Below are 17,410 nucleotides of genomic sequence, written 5' to 3'. Positions count from 1 at the left end.
GTTACAGAACTCCACAAGAAGTAGAAGATCAAGCACGTCAGTCAGCATAACGAGTTAACTTTTTTCTGTCCAATATATTGACTCAGGTCCAGTTGCTGTTTGGCTTTTTTAACGATCCGATGAAGAAGAACGAAGGCTACGAAGCGCGGTGAATGGAATGGAGAAAGTGATGGAATTGATGATTTCGTATGAACTACAAGGGATGAAGCGCCATGTACAAACGATGGCGAAAAAAGGATGAGCGTAAAAGACATTGCAAACATCACAGACCTTGCGGAAGGAGAAGTGGAGCGGTTTGTAGAGAAAGAATGAGTTGTTTCCTGATACAGTTGGTTTATTTGCTGAACAATCGAAGCCCCCAAAAAGATTTGGGGGCTTCAATCATTGCGCTGTGTAACCACCATCAATGACAATCGCTTGACCTGTAATCCCTTTCGCTTGATCACTGCCGATAAATAGAGCGTAATTAGCAATTTCTTCAACAGATAATAAACGTCGCTGAGGGACAAGTGGATAAATAACTTCCTCTAATACGGCTTCTAGTGACACGTTTCTTGTTTTTGCTAGATCAGTTAACTGATTACGTACGAGTGGGGTATCAACGTAACCGGGACAAAGTGCATTGACGGTAATTCCATAAGGTGCCCCTTCAAGAGCAGCGACTTTTGTAAGTCCAATAACCCCATGTTTAGCGCTATTGTATGCTGCTTTCCCCGCAAATCCTACCAATCCGTTAATCGACGCCATATTAATAATGCGACCATACTGTTGTTGTTTCATGATTGGAAAAGATTTCTTAATCGCCATAAACGGTGCAGTAAGCATAATACGAATGAGTGTTTCAAATTTTTCTGTTGGAAAATCTTCAATCAAAGCCACATGCTGCATGCCTGCATTATTCACTAAAATATCGAGCCGGCCATAACGCTCAACCGTTTGATGCAAACAGCGATCTAATGCTTCTTCTGACGTGACGTCGCAAACCATACCGGTCACGTCATGTGATGATAAAGTAGCAACAGCTTGATGTACCGATTCTTCATGAATGTCCGTTAATACAACTTTTGCGCCGTACTTAGCAAATGTTTTTGCTATTTCAAATCCGATGCCACGAGCAGCGCCTGTAATAAACATTACGCGACCTTGTAACATATATGCTCCCCCTTAAATCCCTAATCCGAATGAAAATAAAATAATAGCTAATATTGTGCCTAGCAATGGAACGATGACGGTTAATGCTCCGACTGGATTATATGCATCCTGGTGCGTTTCCCCACAAATAGCCCGAATTGTCGTAACGACATATCCATTATGCGGCAATGAGTCAAGTGCCCCAGACGAAATCGACACGACGCGATGTAATGCCTCTGGATTTACTCCAACGTCTAAATAATGTGGTGTAATAAGTGGTAAAGCGATCGCTTGCCCTCCAGATGCCGATCCCGTCATACCGGCAATAACACTGACTGCAATCGCGCTACCAATAAGTGGACTACCTGGAATATTTGTGATTGTTTCAACCGCGAGTTGAAAAGCAGGTGCCGCTTTAGCCACTCCTCCAAATCCAACCACTGCCGCTGTATTTCCTAACGCAAGCAACGCTCCTAACGTTCCCTCTGATAGTGCTCCTGTGAAGTTCTGAAAATATTTTCGGTTTAGTATATAAACAGAGATAATCCCACCAAGTAAAGCGACAATTAATGCTGACTGTTTTAATGAATCGTGGAAGACGAATGAAATGACTAATACAATGATCAGTGGAATAAGCCCTGCAAGTGGGTGTGGTAGAAGTCTTGCCTTTTCCTCAGTTGGATCTCCGTCACGAGCAATAAAATATTCGCCATTGGCTACCGCTCGATTAATCATACGCTTCAACCACCAATAGCCAAACAACGCCATAAAAACTGCAACAATAATACTTACTTCCCATCCTGCATATGGTGATGTGTGCAAATACTCAATCGGAATCCAATTTTGAATTTCAGGCGACCCAGCAGATGTCATTGTAAACGTCACCGAACCAAATGCCAGTGTTGCTGGTATGAAACGTCGTGGCAAATTAGCTTGTTTAAACAAACTAACCGCCATCGGATAAACAGAAAACGCAACAACGAATAAGCTAACGCCACCATATGTCAAAATTGCACATGCAACAACAACCGCTAACGCTGCGTGTTTTAAACCTATTTTTTCAACAACCCATTTCGACACACTATGAGCTGCTCCACTATCTTCCATCACTTTTCCAAAAATTGCACCAAGTAAAAACATTAAGTACCATGATTGAACGAATCCAGAAAATCCAGCCATGTAGTTCCCAACAAAATTCGCCTGTCCTTCGCCAGCAAGTTGCGGAAATAACGGAAGTTCACTAAACAAAGCGACAATAAGCGCGCATAACGGAGCAGCAATAAATAAGTTCATTCCTCTCATCGTCAAAAAGATTAACAACACTAATCCGCCGATTAAACCGATCATACTCCACATCGTTTCATCCCCCTTATATTCATTTTGGAAACCGCTTTCATTTCTCCTTTCCCCCTTTCACTTCTTTTATTTTGCAAACTTCGTGCCAATTCGTTGTCCATTGCAATAAACACTATATGTATATTGTTTATTCCATTTTTTAAGAAACTCTTTTCCATTTTCCTTGGTATATGGACAAATAAAAATTCCACCATTGTGGAACGAATTCCAGCATGGCGGAATGTCATAAGCCGTATTTTTTTATTTTCTCATACATCGCAGATTTACTAATGCCAAGTGCCTTGGCTACTTTTTGTTTATCAAAATGATGCTGTTGCAAACTTTGTTGGATGATTTGTTTTTCAGCTTCCTCTAATAGTTGTTTCAATGTCTTTCCATCCGTTTGATAAACGCTCGTTGTTCGCAAATATTCTGGTAATGCTTCTAACGTAATCGTCTCTCCGCTCGCAAAATAAACAGATGCTTCAATGACGTTCTCTAACTCGCGAATATTGCCTGGCCACATGTGACGTCGCAAAATGTCCATCACATCTGGCGTAATAGACCGAATGCGTTTTCCGGAACGCTTGCACACTTTGTCGAGAAAGTGATGAATAAGTGGTTCAATGTCTTCTGGTCGTTCACGAAGCGGTGGAATGAAAAAGGGAACAATGTTAATGCGATAATATAAGTCCTGGCGAAATAGTTTTTCTTCAATCATTTTTTCCAACGGTCGATTCGTTGCTGCAATAATGCGCACATCAATGTTGATTGTTTTCGTCGCACCGACAGGTTCAATTTCTTTTTCTTGTAACACTCGAAGTAGTTTCACTTGCATATGTAATGGCATATCGCCGATTTCATCAAGAAAAATCGTGCCACCATCTGCTAATTGAAATTTGCCTTTTTTCCCACCTTTCCTTGCCCCAGTAAACGCCCCATCCTCATATCCAAATAGCTCTGATTCAAGCAAATGTTCGGGGATGGCACCACAATTAATTTTTACAAACGGCTTATCGCTTCGGCTGCTAAGCTGATGAATGCTATGGGCAAACAACTCTTTTCCTGTTCCGCTTTCCCCACGAATCAAAACAGAAATGTCACTATCTGCAATTCGCTTCACTTTTTCTTTCAATTGTTCCATTTGTTTTGAAACGGAAATGATATGACTAAGCGTATATTTCGCCCCACTATGTTCTTTCCACTCTTGCAAATATGTTTGTAGTTGAGGAAGCAAACTTTTAATATGGCTGTTCATTCGTTTCCATTCGCTTGTATCGCGAAAAATAACCGTACCAACCGCTCCGATCACTTTTCCATCCATCCAAATTGGAATACGGTTGGCAATCATATAGTTTCCTTGAATATAATGCAAATCAGCAATTTCTTCCTGACCTGTTTGAACAACAATATGCATGCGCGTATTTTCAATTACTTCGGTCACATGTTTACCAATGATTTCTTCTTTCTTTTTTCCTAAGAAATCACAATAATTTTTATTCATGTATACGATCGTTCCTTTATGATCCACCACAACAATCCATTCATACGCCCGATCGATAACCGTTTCTAAAATTTTTTGTTCAAATAACAACTTCACCCCTCCTTTTAGAATTTTTATAATTTTTAATCTATTTTACTATAAAAACAAAAGATCGTTCATTCAACTGTTGAAAAATAGAAAATTTTTATATTAAAAATCAATTTGTTCATTAAGGAAAATCAACAAAACACACATCGTGAAAATAAAAGAATAGAAAAATCAAAAAAATTTGATACAATGAAAAATAACCATCGTATAGGGGTGAAGAACATGTATATGTACTTGTTTGAGAACGATCAACCAGTTGCTTGCTTCTAAGACGGGGCAAGCGCACGTTCCGTCTTGTAGAAAAAAGAAAAAAGACGGAGGGAAGCTTGATGAGAAAAACGCTTTTTGGTTCGTTGTATTTGTCGCTTGCGGCGAGCATTTGGGGTGGCATGTATGTCGTAAGTAAATATGTGCTCGATTACGTTCCACCATTTACGCTCGTATGGCTTCGTTATGCGATTGCTTTTTTTGTATTATGGGCAATTTTACAGGTGCAACGTGTTCCGGTACCAAAAGAAAAAGAAGATTGGAAGCATATCATATCGATTGGGATCGTCGGGTATGTCGTTTCTATTTCCTTACAGTTTGTCGGGACGAAATGGTCAGATGCGCATACGGCTTCGCTCATTACGTCAGCCACGCCTGCGTTTATTGTTATTTTCGCTCGTTGGCTGTTGAATGAAGCGCTAACGTTACGAAAACTAAGTGCGCTTCTGCTTGCGACGGCAGGGGTTGTTGTCGTTGTTGGATTTGGTAAAGGGGAGACGACGTCGTTTTTTGGGAACGTGCTACTTGTTGGAGCGGCAGTAACGTGGGCGCTTTTATCGGTGCTTGTCAAAATCGCATCGGATCGCCTGTCGGTATTAGTCATGACGACTTATGCGATTTTTGTCGCATGGATTGGTACAACACCGATGATGGTATGGGAATGGTGGCAAGTGACGCCTGTAACTTTTTCGTTTCCTGTTGTGCTTGGGGTCATTTATCTCGGCGTTGTGTCAACCGCAGGGGCGTTTTTTCTTTGGAATAAAGGGATGGAAATGATGGATGCTAGTATCGGTTCGCTCTTTTTCTTTTTCCAGCCGCTTGTCGGTTCTTTGTTCGGTTGGCTGTTTTTACATGAGCAATTACATGTTTCATTTTGGATTGGCGGAGCGTTGATCGTTATCGGGGTCGTTATTGTCGTTTTTCGAAAAAAGCAAGTGTAAAAGATGTAGGGTGTCCAATCATGTTGGACACCTTTGTTATATGATCGTATATACGGTTAACACAAGTACAGAGACGAAAACGACGATCATGACATTTGCACCGAGCCAAGAGGCGAGAACAGCGCTTGTAAAACCAAAGATGCCAAACCACGGATCGTCTTGAATAAGAAATATACCCGGAATGATTAAAGCGCCAAGCGTAGCGTACGGGACGTTGCGCAATACACCGCGCCAAAACGGTGGCAAGTTGATGCGATGAAAAACGGTTAACGGAAGCATGCGCGGAATGTATGTGACGATGCCCATGCCGAGAATAATGAAAAAAATGTCACTGTGCATATTCCGTCTCCTTTCCTTTTTCTACAACCCATTGAATACATATAGCGGAAATGATTGTAGAGATGACGATCGCCCATCCTTTCGGGACGTTGAGCCATAATAAAAGCACGCAGTTGATGGCACCAGCGCAAACGGCGAGCCATAGCGCTTTCCGTTCTGTTTTGACGGCAGGAACTAACAAGCCGACAAACATCGCATACAAGGCGACAGATAAGCTCACTTGCACACTTTCAGGTAAATAAGCGCCGACGATATGCCCGATCGCAGAGTTGATTACCCAACTGCTGTAGGAAATGAAAATGAGCCCGAACATATACGAAGCAGAGACTGTACCTTCTTTCATCGCAGCGACAGAAAACGTTTCATCCGTAATACCGAACGCATATAGCGCTTTTTTCCAAAGCGGATCGTGTTCTGCCTTTTCATTGAGTGATGCGGACATTAAAAAATGCCGAATGTTTAAAATAAACGTCGTTAAAATGATTTCAAATGGACCGGTGCCAAGAGATAGTAAATTGAGCGAAATGTATTGGGCTGCCCCTGCAAATACAATCATGCTCATAAGCGTCGTTTCTACGATGGAAAGCCCTGTGGACTTTGCTAACAAACCGAACGTGAGCGCTACAGGCGCATATCCGATCGCGATGGCGACTCCTGATTTTATACCGTGCCGAAACATATGTATTCCCCCTTCTTTTGTATTTTCATAAAATTTTTTCTATTTTGCAAGGGATATGTAGTAAACGGTGAAACTTTTTTTCTTGCTTCTCGTATAGTAAGCTATCTGATTTAAAGGGGATGATAACAATGTTAAAAAAATTGCTTGAACTGCTTTTACACAAAAACATGCATAAACACCGTTATAGCAGTAGTGATCGTTATACGTACCGTCCGCATCGCCATCCGTCGCAATACGGTTATAAGCATTATAAAAAGAAGCATCGTAGCCATAGCGTATTTTCTAGCTTTTTTGGCAGTTCATGATTTTTATTGAAAAGCCGTATCGGGAAGGAACGGTCGTAAACGGGCGATACACGATTGAAGCACGGCTCGGTGAAGGAAGCTACGGGATAACATATGTGGCGCGCGATGAGGAGACGAACCAGCTTGTCGTTGTAAAGCAAATGAAGCGAACGAAAAAAAAGAAGCGAATCGCATCGTTTGAACGAGAAGCGCTCATGTTACGAAAGCTAAACCATCCGCAAATTCCAAAGCTATATGATATGTTCGATGCGCGCGGCATTCCGCATCTTGTCATGGAATATATTGAAGGGGATACGATCGAAACGCTTATTTTCGAGAAAAAACAAACATTCGGTGAGAAAGAAGCGTTTTTCTTGTTGGCGGATGTGTTGATGATTGTGCAACACATTCACGCCCACGAAATCGTTCATCGCGATTTGCGCATCCCAAATATCGTTTTTCGCGACGGTGTTGTATATGTCATTGATTTCGGACTTGCCCGTTTTTTCCATGAACAAGATGGCCCGTTTTTGACACTCGAACAGAAACTTCGGCGTCAAGTTGATGTGAAAAGCGACATATATGCCCTCGGTCATTTTTTACTGTTTTTATTGTATTCGTCTTATGAGCCAACAGAGGACAAAGAGAAAAGTTGGGAAGACGAACTTTCCTTGTCAAAAGAAGCGCGCTATGTGTTGCGGCGCATGTTGCAGTTGGATTTGCCGTATGCATCTGTTGCGCAATTGGCGCGCGATGTTGCTGATGTGATTGGATAGGCGTTGCATGGCGCCTATTTTTTATTTTCGATGTCGCGTTTTGCGCGGATGAATGCGATGAGTTGAATGATTTCGTCTTCCGTCACGGCTTCACCGTCTACTGTCAGTCGAACCGTCGGGCGAGTGAGCTCAATCGACGGTTGTTCCTCGTCTGTTGCCCCGAGTAAGTAGTCTGTCGTTGTGCCAAACAACGTCGCCAGCTCCTTGACCGCTTCGAGCGACGGCTGGCGATAACCGGACTCATACCCGGCGTATGTGCTTTTTGCGATATTGAGTTGATCGGCAATATATTGCAACGACCATTGCTTTCTCTTTCTTAATTCCGATAATCGTTTTGAAATCATCATGTTTCTCCCCCTTTTTTTGCTGTTCGCGAAATGAATAAAAACACTTGTTATTTTCTTTTTTTCTGAATATAATTGAAATGAAGGTACGCGAATCGCGAACGAATGTATTTATAGTTTACACTACATGACACAAAGAATACAATAGATGACTTAAAATCGCCATATTTGAGGTGACGATAATGAAAAACATTTTGTTGCTTGCGACAGGTGGTACGATTGCTTCCGTGCTGAGCGAAGAAGGGCTTACACCAAAGCTGACGGCACAGGAGCTGACGAGCTACATTACGATTGAAAATCAGCCGTATCATTTAGATAGCCAAATTTTAATGAACATCGACAGCACAAACATGCAGCCGGAGCATTGGCGTGACATTGCGGAGGCGATTTATGAGCAATACGATCGCTATGACGGCTTTGTCGTGACGCACGGAACGGATACGATGGCATATACGGCAGCTGCGTTGTCATATATGCTTCAAAACGTGAATAAGCCGATTGTATTGACCGGCTCTCAAGTGCCGATCGGCTTTCCGAAAACGGATGCGAAAAAAAATATACGCGATGCGCTTCGTTTTGCGTGCGAAGATGTGAGTGGGGTGTTCGTCGTTTTCGATGGGCGCGTTATTTTAGGAACGCGGGCAGTTAAAATGCGGACGAAAAGCTATGATGCGTTCGAAAGCATTAACCATCCGTACGTCGCTTACATTCATCACGATCGCATCGATTATCAATACGAACTGCCAAAGCCGAGCGGCAAGTTGCAATTTGATCCGTCGCTTTGCCCGGACGTGTTTTTACTGAAGCTTCATCCGGGCACGAAGCCAGAAATATTTGATTACATTCGCCATTTATATCGCGGCGTCATTATCGAAAGTTTTGGAAGCGGCGGTGTGCCGTTTCAAGGGCGCAATTTGTTGCCGAAAATAAAGGAGCTAATTGATGATGGCATGGCGGTTGTCATTACGACGCAATGTTTAGAAGAAGGAGAAGATTTAACATTATATGAAGTTGGGCGGAAAGTGGCGCAAAACACAGTTATTTTATCAGGGGATATGAATACAGAAGCGATCGTACCGAAACTGATGTGGGCGTTAGGAAAAACGACCAATTTGATGGAAATTAAAAACATGATGGAAACGCCAATCGCAAACGACATAACAGAAAAACATGAAGAAAGTTGGGATGCATAGATGTTGCAAACGAAAGCAGTACGACTTGAACGAGATTTGCTTGGCGAAAAAGAAATTCCATACGATGCTTATTATGGTATTCAAACGATGCGTGCGGTCGAAAATTTTCCAATTACAGGGTATCGTCTTCACCGCGAGCTCATTCAAGCGATGGCGACCGTAAAAAAAGCGGCGGCGCTCGCGAATATGGAAACGGGGCAACTTGATCGTCGCATCGGTGAAGCGATCGTGAAAGCAGCCGAGGAAGTGATCGACGGGCAATGGCACGATCAATTTATCGTCGATCCGATTCAAGGTGGCGCAGGAACGTCCATCAACATGAACACAAACGAAGTGATCGCGAATCGCGCACTCGAATGGTTAGGAGAGCGAAAAGGAAGTTACCATATCATTAGTCCAAATACGCACGTCAACATGTCACAATCGACAAACGACGTTTTCCCGACGGCCATTCATATTGCAGTGTTAAACATGGTGAACCAATTGCTTCAGACGATGGAACATATGCACGATGTGTTTGCCGATAAAGCGAAACAGTTTGATCATGTCATTAAAATGGGGCGGACGCATTTACAAGATGCTGTTCCGATTCGGCTCGGACAAGAATTTGAAGCGTATCGTCGCGTCGTAAAGCGCGATATGGAGCGCATTGCCCATTCGCGCCAACATTTGTACGAAGTCAATATTGGTGCAACGGCGGTCGGAACGGGATTAAATGCCGATCCCGCCTATATTGAGCGCGTCATTTTTCATCTCGTTCGTTTGACCGACTTGCCGCTTGTGCGGGCGGAACATCTTGTTGATGCGACGCAAAATACAGACGCCTATACGGAAGTGTCAGCCGCTTTAAAAATATGTATGATTAATATGTCAAAAATCGCAAACGATCTTCGTCTCATGGCGTCTGGTCCGCGGGCAGGGCTTGGAGAAATTACGTTGCCTGCCCGCCAGCCGGGGTCGTCCATTATGCCGGGGAAAGTGAATCCGGTTATGGCGGAAGTCGTCAACCAAGTGGCGTTTCAAGTGATCGGTAATGACCAAACGATTTGTTTAGCGTCAGAAGCAGGACAGCTCGAGCTAAACGTCATGGAACCTGTGCTTGTGTTTAACTTACTTCAGTCGCTCCATATGATGGACAACGTCTTTCGTGTGTTTACAGACTATTGTTTAGCTGGCATTGAAGCGAACGAAGAGCGAATGAAGCAACACGTCGAAAATAGCATCGGCGTCATTACAGCTGTCAATCCGTACATCGGTTACGAAGCGGCATCGCGCATCGCAAAAGAAGCGCTTCGCACAGGAAAATCGGTGCGCGAGCTATGCTTGGAGCACGATTTGTTGAATGAAAAGCAATTACATGATATTTTAGACCCGTATGCCATGACAAGTCCGGGCATTGCAGGAAAATAACATGAAGCGATAGAGAAAAGGAAGGGTACAACATGTCAAGCGGAGCAAACATGCACATTACGATTCGATTACAATTTGCGAAAAATGTCGTCTCTTTTAGCGACATTGCCACCGCAATTGGACAAGCTGGTGGAGATATTGTCGGCATTGACGTCATTTCCTCAAGCAAAACGCATACAGTGCGCGATATTACGGTGAGCGTTCTTGATTCGAAGCACGCGGACGTTGTCGTCGATACGTTGCGAAAAACAGCGGGCGTGAAAGTTATTCACGTTTCTGACCGCACGTTTTTAATGCATATCGGCGGAAAAATTGAAGTGAAATCGAAAATTCCGATTAAAACGCGTGACGATTTGGCGCGCGTATATACGCCGGGAGTGGCGCGCATATGTACGGCGATTGCCGAAGATCCAACAAAAGCGTATTCGTTAACGATTAAACGAAATACGGTGGCGGTCATTTCAGACGGAACGGCAGTATTAGGACTTGGTGACATTGGACCGTATGCGGCGATGCCGGTCATGGAAGGAAAAGCGATGTTGTTTAAACAACTCGCGGGCGTCGATGCGTTTCCGATTTGTTTAGATACGAAAGATACAGATGAAATTGTGCAAATCGTCAAAGCGATCGCCCCAGCTTTTGGCGGCATTAATTTAGAAGATATCGCTGCGCCGCGTTGTTTTGAAATTGAGGAGCGGTTAAAACAAGAGTTAGATATTCCTGTATTTCATGATGACCAACACGGTACAGCCGTCGTCTTGCTTGCAGGTTTACTTAATGCGTTAAAAATTGTAGATAAAAAGATTGAGGATATTAAAGTCGTATTAACGGGCATCGGAGCAGCAGGCATCGCTTGCACGAAAATATTGTTGGCGGCCGGTGTGAAAAACATTATCGGCGTGGATCGACAAGGGGCGATTCATCGCGGCGTCCAATATGACAATCCGTATTGGAACGAATATGCAAACATGACGAATCCGGAAAATATAAGCGGCACGCTTTCAGACGTTATCGCCGGGGCGGACGTATTTATTGGCGTATCCGCACCAGGCATTTTAACGGTAGAAGATGTGAAAAAAATGGCGAAAGATCCGATCGTTTTTGCGATGGCCAACCCTGTTCCAGAAATTGATCCAGAAGTGGCGGAACCGTACGTTCGCGTCATGGCGACAGGTCGATCCGACTATCCAAACCAAATTAATAACGTTCTTTGCTTCCCGGGCATTTTCCGCGGGGCGCTAGATTGCCGCGCCATTGAAATCAATGAAGAAATGAAACTCGCTGCCGCTCAAGCGATCGCCTCGGTCGTCACAGACGAAGAACTAAGCGAAACATACATTATCCCGAGCGTGTTCAACAATAAAGTGGCAGAAAAAGTGCGCGAAGCCGTCATGAAAGCGGCATATCAAACAGGCGTTGCCCGCAAGGACGATATGATGTTCAAGTAAAACATGGCGTCATCACGCCATGTTTTTTACATTTTTTCACATCACATTCACATGTTTAAATCCGTTATACTTTGAATAGAATAGTGTAATTTCTCATTGCGTCTTGTCGCCGTTTGGCATAGAATGATGGGGTTAACTCAATTTATGTGATAGGTGAGTACATTTGATGAAACGATTATATGCGCTATACGCAACGTTCGTCGCTTTATCTGGATGCATGTTATTTTTGTATAGATGGCCTTTTGGGCATATCGAACAACAATGGTCGATGTTAGTTTTACTTTGTATCTCTGTCATTTTACTAAGCGTTTATATGATTCATCTTCCTCCGAAAGGAAACGGATTTTCGTTAGACTCTGCCGTCTATTTAGCAACCGTTTTTGTATATGGGTTAGAAATGGCGTTAATGGTTTTATTTTTAAGCATGCTTCCGACATATTTATTTCATGAGAAGAGCATGAAGTGGTGGAAGCATGTTTGTAATTTTGCTATGTATACGTGGATGATTGTCGGGGCTTACTATTCTTTTATTATGTTCGGAGGAGAAAGTGGTGCGTTTTCCATTTATTTTTTAGGGGCATATTTAGGCTCGCTTATTGTTTACTCTATGATAAATATACTATTGATGGCAGGTTTTTTCTCTCTTTCTTCCTCTTATCGTGTTAGCCATATTTTAATTAGCATGTTAAGTGAGTGGCTGTCTAGTTACGGTGTCACGTTGCTCGCATCGCTCGTGTTGGTCAGCCTTTTGACTTTACATGCACAATTTGGAATTATCCTTTTTACGTCTGTTATTTTGTTATTATCTTTTACACTTAGGAAGTACGGAACATTGTATGAGAAAGTGGCTCATGACAAAGCATATATTGAACAGTTATTGAATACGTTACCGATCGGAATTATTACGATGCATCATTCAAGTTCGCAACATTTTATTAACCATTACGCAGTTACTTTGCTCGGTTTAGATAAAAAAGAAATAAAACAAATGATTGAACAAAAAAGGCAAAGTGAAACGAATGTTTCGTTTTGGGATCTTTTCGCTCGCCGTGATCCGTTTCGGCAAGTAAAAGTACCATACGAAAGAAATGGTGAGAAAAAAATATTTTTAGTGTCACAATCGAATTTACTTAACTTGTACGGGGAGCATATTGGCCGTACAATTTTCTTTCTCGACATCACCGAAATCGAGAAGCTTACAAAACGCATTCATCAATCGGAAAAGTTGGCGGCAGTCGGGGAAATGGCGGCGAAAGCAGCGCATGAAATTCGCAATCCGCTTGCGGTCATTCATGGCTTTTTATCGTTTATGAACGAAAATATGGCACAAAGCGATCGCGAGCAATACCACATTCCGCTTTTATTAAAAGAAATTGACCGCATTAATGCGATTGTTGAAGATATGCTTTTGATCGCAAAACCGAGTGCGCCGATGTTGAAAGAGACGTATATGGAAACGATCGTTCAAGACTTGCTTTCGTTGTTGCAACATACGTTAGAGGCGAAACATATTCGCGTGCACGTCCGCCTTGACCGCGTTTTGTTGCGGCTTGATCCGAAACAAATGATGCAAGTGCTATACAATTTGCTTCATAACAGCATCGAATCGATCGAAGAAAACGGCACGATTTGCATATATTCCGATGTCGATGAGACGTACAATATGTACGTTTACGATTCTGGGAAAGGAATTCCACAAGACATGCAAGCGACGATGTTTGAACCGTTTATGACAACGAAACCGTCAGGGACAGGCTTAGGGTTAACGATCGTCAAACGAATCGTTGAAAACCATGGCGGAACCATTGCGCTTCATGACAGTTCGGAAAAAGGCACGACGTTTGTTATTAAGCTACCGATCGGATAATGATGAGAAAAGGAACGGATAAAACGATAAAAGGATAATCAATTTGTTCATCATTTCACAACTGTCGTCGACCTCCAATCTTGCAAAAAATCCGGGGGATCGACGACAGTTTAATTTTTGTCACTTTGTCAGACGTATCAAGCGACAAAGACCATTGACTGAATTTTCGGATGGATGTATAATGATGTTGTATAGCTTTTCCATATGTTGATATATCAACACTTTTTTGGGGTTTGTATCGTACCTATGAGGAATTGAAACTGAAATTCGTGCAAAATATCCAAAAGTTCGCATCGGTTTGTATCGTACCTATGAGGAATTGAAACCCAGCAGTTTCTTCGACTGCTTCTGCGACATCAGACTCTGTTTGTATCGTACCTATGAGGAATTGAAACTTCACACCTTTTGCTAGTGCTTCCATCTGCGTTTTGATAGTTTGTATCGTACCTATGAGGAATTGAAACCCCGATGGACTAATCACATAACCGCCGCAGTCGCAGTTTGTATCGTACCTATGAGGAATTGAAACCTTCCTCCTAATCGCCCCACGCACTCGCTTGTACGTGTCGTTTGTATCGTGCCTATGAGGAATTGAAACAGATGAAATTCAACAAGAAAATCACCGTTATGCGCGTTTGTATCGTACCTATGAGGAATTGAAACAACAAATCAGAATAAAAAGCACCAAAAGAACAATTGTTTGTATCGTACCTACAAGAACCAGCATGTTAGAATCTGGATTTTTTTGTATATACCATTTTACTTTTTCTTCAACATTCGTTATTATATAGAGTAGAAACATCTTTCTTTCCGGCTATGGTGAAGTGAGATGTTTTTTTTCATGGAAATATTGATTTCACAAAGAAATGGAGGGATTTCTCGTGAAGAAATACGCCATTGTGTATTGTGAACATCAATTTGGTTCCATGGATGGAAAAACGGCGAATGGGCTTGTGCGTGATTCGGGGCTGTATGACATTGTTGCGGTCATTGATTCGACAAAAGCTGGTCAAGATGCTGGAGAAGTACTTGATCAAAAGAAAAATGGCATTCCGATTTGTAAAAACCTTCAAGATGCAATAGCCTCCGCAAAAGAAAAACCGAACTACTTCATCTTAGGAATTGCTCCAGCGAACGCTTTTCTCAAAAAAGAAGAACGTCAAGTGATTATCGAAGCAATGGAAGCAGGGATGCACATCGTGAATCCCCTTCAAGAGTTTTTAACAGAAGATGAAGAAATGATGACGATGGCGAAACGTTATGGCGTTACGATTCGCGACGTTCGCAAGCCGCGTCCGAAAAAAGAATGGACGTTGTTTACCGGACGCATTTTGCAAGTGAAAGCGCCGATTGTGGCGGTGCTTGGGACAGACGGTGCGTGCGGGAAGCGGACGACAGCGATGATTGTCGATCAAGCATTACAAAAGCGCGGCTATAAGACGGCATTTGTTGCCACAGGGCAAACGGGCTTAATTCAAGGAGCTTCATACGGCTTTGCGATGGATGCGTTTCCGCTTCAATACATGATTGGAGAGCTTGAACGAGAAGTTGTGCGCGCATATGAAACGGAGCAGCCGGATATCATCATCGTCGAAGGACAAGGGGCGCTTAGCCATCCAGCTTACGTCAGCTCGGCTGGCATTTTAAAAGGCGCGCGGCCGCAAGCCGTTATTTTACAACATCCACCGAAACGAAAAGTGCTCGGTGATTTCCCGTTTATCGACATGCCTACGGTCGAAAGCGAAATCGCATTAATTGAACATTTCGGAAAGACGAAAGTTGTAGCGATCACGTTAAACCATGAAGGAATGACAGATGACGAACTGAAGCGAACGATTGATGAATATGAACGAACATTCCATATGCCTGTAACAGACGTGCTGAAATATGGGGCAGATAAAGTTGTCGCACGCCTCATCGAATTTTTCCCATCGTTACAAAAGCGTGAGGTGGCGGTGTAATGACGGCGAAAGTCGAAATTGACTTACGGAAAATCCGTCATAATGCCGCAACATTGAAAAAATGGTGTGAGGAAAAAGGAATACAAGTGACAGCTGTCGTGAAAGGGATAAACGGTGATGTTGAAATTGCTCGCGCTCTTGTTGATAGCGGTATAACGAGTTTAGCTGATACGAAAGTGGAACGAATCGCAAAACTCAAATCGGCGCAAGTTCCAGCGACGTATATGCTCATTCGCACCCCGGCGTTGAGCGAAGTGAGTCAAGTCGTCCAACATGTCGATGTGAGCGTTCAATCGGAAATGGATGTCGTGCGTGCCATTTCGACAGAAGCGATGAAGCAAAACAAGACGCATGCGATTATCGTCATGGTCGAGATGGGCGATTTGCGCGAAGGTGTTATGCCGAGTGATTTGCCGTCATTTATTGAACAGGCGATGCAGTTGCCGAATATCGAAATTGTCGGCATTGGGGCGAACTTTGCCTGCTTTGGCGGCATTATTCCGACCGATCAAAAAATGCGTGAACTTTCCTCGCTCGTGAAGCATATTCAAAAACAATATTCGCTGTTTTTGCCGTACGTATCTGGTGGAAACTCCGCGAACTACTATTGGCTTAAACAGACGAAAGACGTCGGGTGTATTAACCATTTGCGATTAGGTGAGGCGATTTTTTTAGGACGGGAGACGATTCGTGGCGCTGCGATTCAAGGTTTATACGAAGATGCGTTTTGTTTCGTCGCAGAAGTGATTGAAGTAAAAACGAAGCCGTCTGTCCCATATGGTGTACAAAGCCGAAATGCATTTGGCGAAACGCCGATATTTCAAGAACGAGGCATGATGAAGCGCGCCATTGTCGGCATCGGTCGCCAAGATGTGTACGTCAACGGATTAACTCCTCTACAACCCGTTCAAATCATTGGCTCAAGCAGCGACCATATTATCGTTGACGCTACGTACACCGACATTCAAGTCGGTGACTTCATTCGCTTTGCGGTCGACTACGGCGCGATGATTTCCCTTATGACGTCTCCGCACGTTCAAAAAACATATGTACAAACAGATGAAAAAAACGGACGTTTCCCAACGAAAACATCAGCATAAAAAAAGTCAGCGTGTTCAGCGCTGACTTTTTTCGTTTGTTGTTAAAACTGTTTCGCTGCTTCTTTTGCTCGTTCGATCGCCTGTTGCTTAATGCTTTCTGCTTCGTTTGGAAAAGCGTTCATACCTTCGACCGCAATCGTTTGAACGTCTGTTATGCCGATAAAAGCGAGAACAGCTCTTAAATAGCGGTCACCAAACTCCATTTCTTTCGCCGGACCTTCAGAATATATACCTCCTCGCGCTTGAATGTGGAGCGCTTTTTTCCCTTTTAGTAGCCCAACAGACCCTTCTTCTGTATATTTAAACGTTTTTCCGGCGATACAAAGCGTATCGATATATGCCTTCAATTTTGGAGGGAAGCTAAAGTTCCACATCGGTGTGACGAATACATATTTGTCAGCTTCAATAAATTGGTCGCATAGTTCGTTGATACGTGCGATTTTTGCTTGCTCATCTCTGTTTAATTGGTCAAATGCTTGTCCTTGTTGAAGTTTGCCCCAACCGTTAAACACATCTCCATCAATATAAGGGATGTCCATGTCATATACGTGCAATTCAACGATTTCATCTTCGGGATGATGTTGTTTGTAGGCATTGACAAACGCGCGACCGACTGACAAGCTAAACGATTCATGTTCTTGTTTTGGATTTGCGGTAATATACAATACTTTTGCCATAACGGTTCCTCCTTGATACAAGTTGATACTTACTTATATTTTGCTTTGGTATAAAAAGCTATAACTA

16 protein-coding genes and 1 CRISPR repeat array are annotated in these 17,410 nt (G+C 43.0%); of the genes, 9 read left to right on the top strand and 7 right to left on the bottom strand.

Annotation, left to right across the window (positions count from 1 at the left end; all coding sequences use genetic code 11):
* Positions 1–381: 381 nt before the first annotated feature.
* From EKC99_RS06470 to EKC99_RS06460, 3 genes are all read right to left on the bottom strand, one after another.
* Positions 382–1,152: a 3-hydroxybutyrate dehydrogenase gene (locus EKC99_RS06470; RefSeq protein ID WP_163151097.1), complete on the bottom strand. Its 771-nt coding sequence runs from the start codon at positions 1,150–1,152 to the stop codon at positions 382–384.
* 12 nt (positions 1,153–1,164) lie between these two features.
* The gene (locus tag EKC99_RS06465) at positions 1,165–2,487 is read right to left on the bottom strand and encodes a GntP family permease (RefSeq protein WP_163151095.1); all 1,323 of its coding nucleotides are present in this window, start codon (positions 2,485–2,487) and stop codon (positions 1,165–1,167) included.
* 223 nt (positions 2,488–2,710) lie between these two features.
* Entirely contained in the window at positions 2,711–4,060 is a 1,350-nt protein-coding gene (locus EKC99_RS06460; protein WP_077429076.1) for a sigma-54 interaction domain-containing protein, read from the bottom strand.
* Positions 4,061–4,386: 326 nt separating this feature from the next.
* Between EKC99_RS06460 and EKC99_RS06455 the strand changes: the two genes are divergently transcribed.
* Positions 4,387–5,265 carry a DMT family transporter gene (locus tag EKC99_RS06455; protein ID WP_163151093.1) on the top strand — a complete coding sequence of 293 codons (879 nt, stop codon included), beginning with the start codon at positions 4,387–4,389 and terminating at the stop codon, positions 5,263–5,265.
* A gap of 36 nt (positions 5,266–5,301) precedes the next feature.
* Here EKC99_RS06455 and EKC99_RS06450 read toward each other — a convergent pair whose 3' ends face one another.
* Together EKC99_RS06450 and EKC99_RS06445 are read right to left on the bottom strand one after the other, a co-directional pair.
* Positions 5,302–5,604, bottom strand: a complete 303-nt coding sequence (locus tag EKC99_RS06450) for an AzlD domain-containing protein (RefSeq protein ID WP_163151091.1) — start codon at positions 5,602–5,604, stop codon at positions 5,302–5,304.
* Entirely contained in the window at positions 5,594–6,283 is a 690-nt protein-coding gene (locus tag EKC99_RS06445; RefSeq protein ID WP_021094322.1) for an AzlC family ABC transporter permease, read from the bottom strand. Before EKC99_RS06445 ends, EKC99_RS06450 begins: the two co-directional genes overlap by 11 nt.
* 128 nt (positions 6,284–6,411) lie before the next feature.
* Between EKC99_RS06445 and EKC99_RS06440 the strand changes: the two genes are divergently transcribed.
* A complete protein-coding gene (locus EKC99_RS06440) occupies positions 6,412–6,588 on the top strand; it encodes a hypothetical protein (protein WP_163151088.1) in 177 nt (58 codons plus the stop codon).
* Positions 6,585–7,343: a serine/threonine protein kinase gene (locus tag EKC99_RS06435; RefSeq protein WP_021094321.1), complete on the top strand. Its 759-nt coding sequence runs from the start codon at positions 6,585–6,587 to the stop codon at positions 7,341–7,343. Before EKC99_RS06440 ends, EKC99_RS06435 begins: the two co-directional genes overlap by 4 nt.
* A 14-nt stretch (positions 7,344–7,357) precedes the next feature.
* Here EKC99_RS06435 and EKC99_RS06430 read toward each other — a convergent pair whose 3' ends face one another.
* Positions 7,358–7,687, bottom strand: a complete 330-nt coding sequence (locus EKC99_RS06430) for a helix-turn-helix domain-containing protein (protein ID WP_003399254.1) — start codon at positions 7,685–7,687, stop codon at positions 7,358–7,360.
* Between the two features lie 182 nt (positions 7,688–7,869).
* Between EKC99_RS06430 and EKC99_RS06425 the strand changes: the two genes are divergently transcribed.
* The 6 genes from EKC99_RS06425 to EKC99_RS06400 all read left to right on the top strand — a co-directional run bounded on the left by EKC99_RS06425 (position 7,870) and on the right by EKC99_RS06400 (position 16,666).
* Entirely contained in the window at positions 7,870–8,880 is a 1,011-nt protein-coding gene (locus EKC99_RS06425; RefSeq protein WP_163151086.1) for an asparaginase, read from the top strand.
* A complete protein-coding gene (gene aspA, locus EKC99_RS06420) occupies positions 8,881–10,290 on the top strand; it encodes an aspartate ammonia-lyase (protein ID WP_163151084.1) in 1,410 nt (469 codons plus the stop codon). It begins immediately after the preceding gene.
* Positions 10,291–10,322: 32 nt separating this feature from the next.
* Positions 10,323–11,738, top strand: a complete 1,416-nt coding sequence (locus tag EKC99_RS06415) for an NAD-dependent malic enzyme (RefSeq protein ID WP_163151082.1) — start codon at positions 10,323–10,325, stop codon at positions 11,736–11,738.
* A gap of 166 nt (positions 11,739–11,904) precedes the next feature.
* Complete coding sequence (locus EKC99_RS06410) at positions 11,905–13,605, top strand: two-component system sensor histidine kinase NtrB (protein ID WP_163151101.1); 1,701 nt, start codon at positions 11,905–11,907, stop codon at positions 13,603–13,605.
* A gap of 231 nt (positions 13,606–13,836) precedes the next feature.
* Positions 13,837–14,268: direct repeats of the CRISPR family, unit length 30 nt; unit sequence GTTTGTATCGTACCTATGAGGAATTGAAAC.
* Positions 14,269–14,486: 218 nt separating this feature from the next.
* Positions 14,487–15,566: an N-acetyltransferase DgcN family protein gene (locus EKC99_RS06405; protein ID WP_003399246.1), complete on the top strand. Its 1,080-nt coding sequence runs from the start codon at positions 14,487–14,489 to the stop codon at positions 15,564–15,566.
* A complete protein-coding gene (locus EKC99_RS06400; protein ID WP_163151080.1) occupies positions 15,566–16,666 on the top strand; it encodes an alanine/ornithine racemase family PLP-dependent enzyme in 1,101 nt (366 codons plus the stop codon). Before EKC99_RS06405 ends, EKC99_RS06400 begins: the two co-directional genes overlap by 1 nt.
* 41 nt (positions 16,667–16,707) lie before the next feature.
* On the opposite strand, the gene EKC99_RS06395 is transcribed toward EKC99_RS06400, so the two are convergent.
* Positions 16,708–17,343 carry an FMN-dependent NADH-azoreductase gene (locus EKC99_RS06395; RefSeq protein ID WP_163151078.1) on the bottom strand — a complete coding sequence of 212 codons (636 nt, stop codon included), beginning with the start codon at positions 17,341–17,343 and terminating at the stop codon, positions 16,708–16,710.
* Between the last annotated feature and the right edge of the window lie 67 nt (positions 17,344–17,410).

It is taken from the genome of Anoxybacillus sp. MB8 (assembly GCF_011006755.1).
Taxonomy (GTDB): domain Bacteria; phylum Bacillota; class Bacilli; order Bacillales; family Anoxybacillaceae; genus Anoxybacillus; species Anoxybacillus gonensis.
The sequence above is the reverse complement of the archived record's forward strand: the minus strand, read 5'-3'. Positions and strand labels throughout refer to the sequence as shown.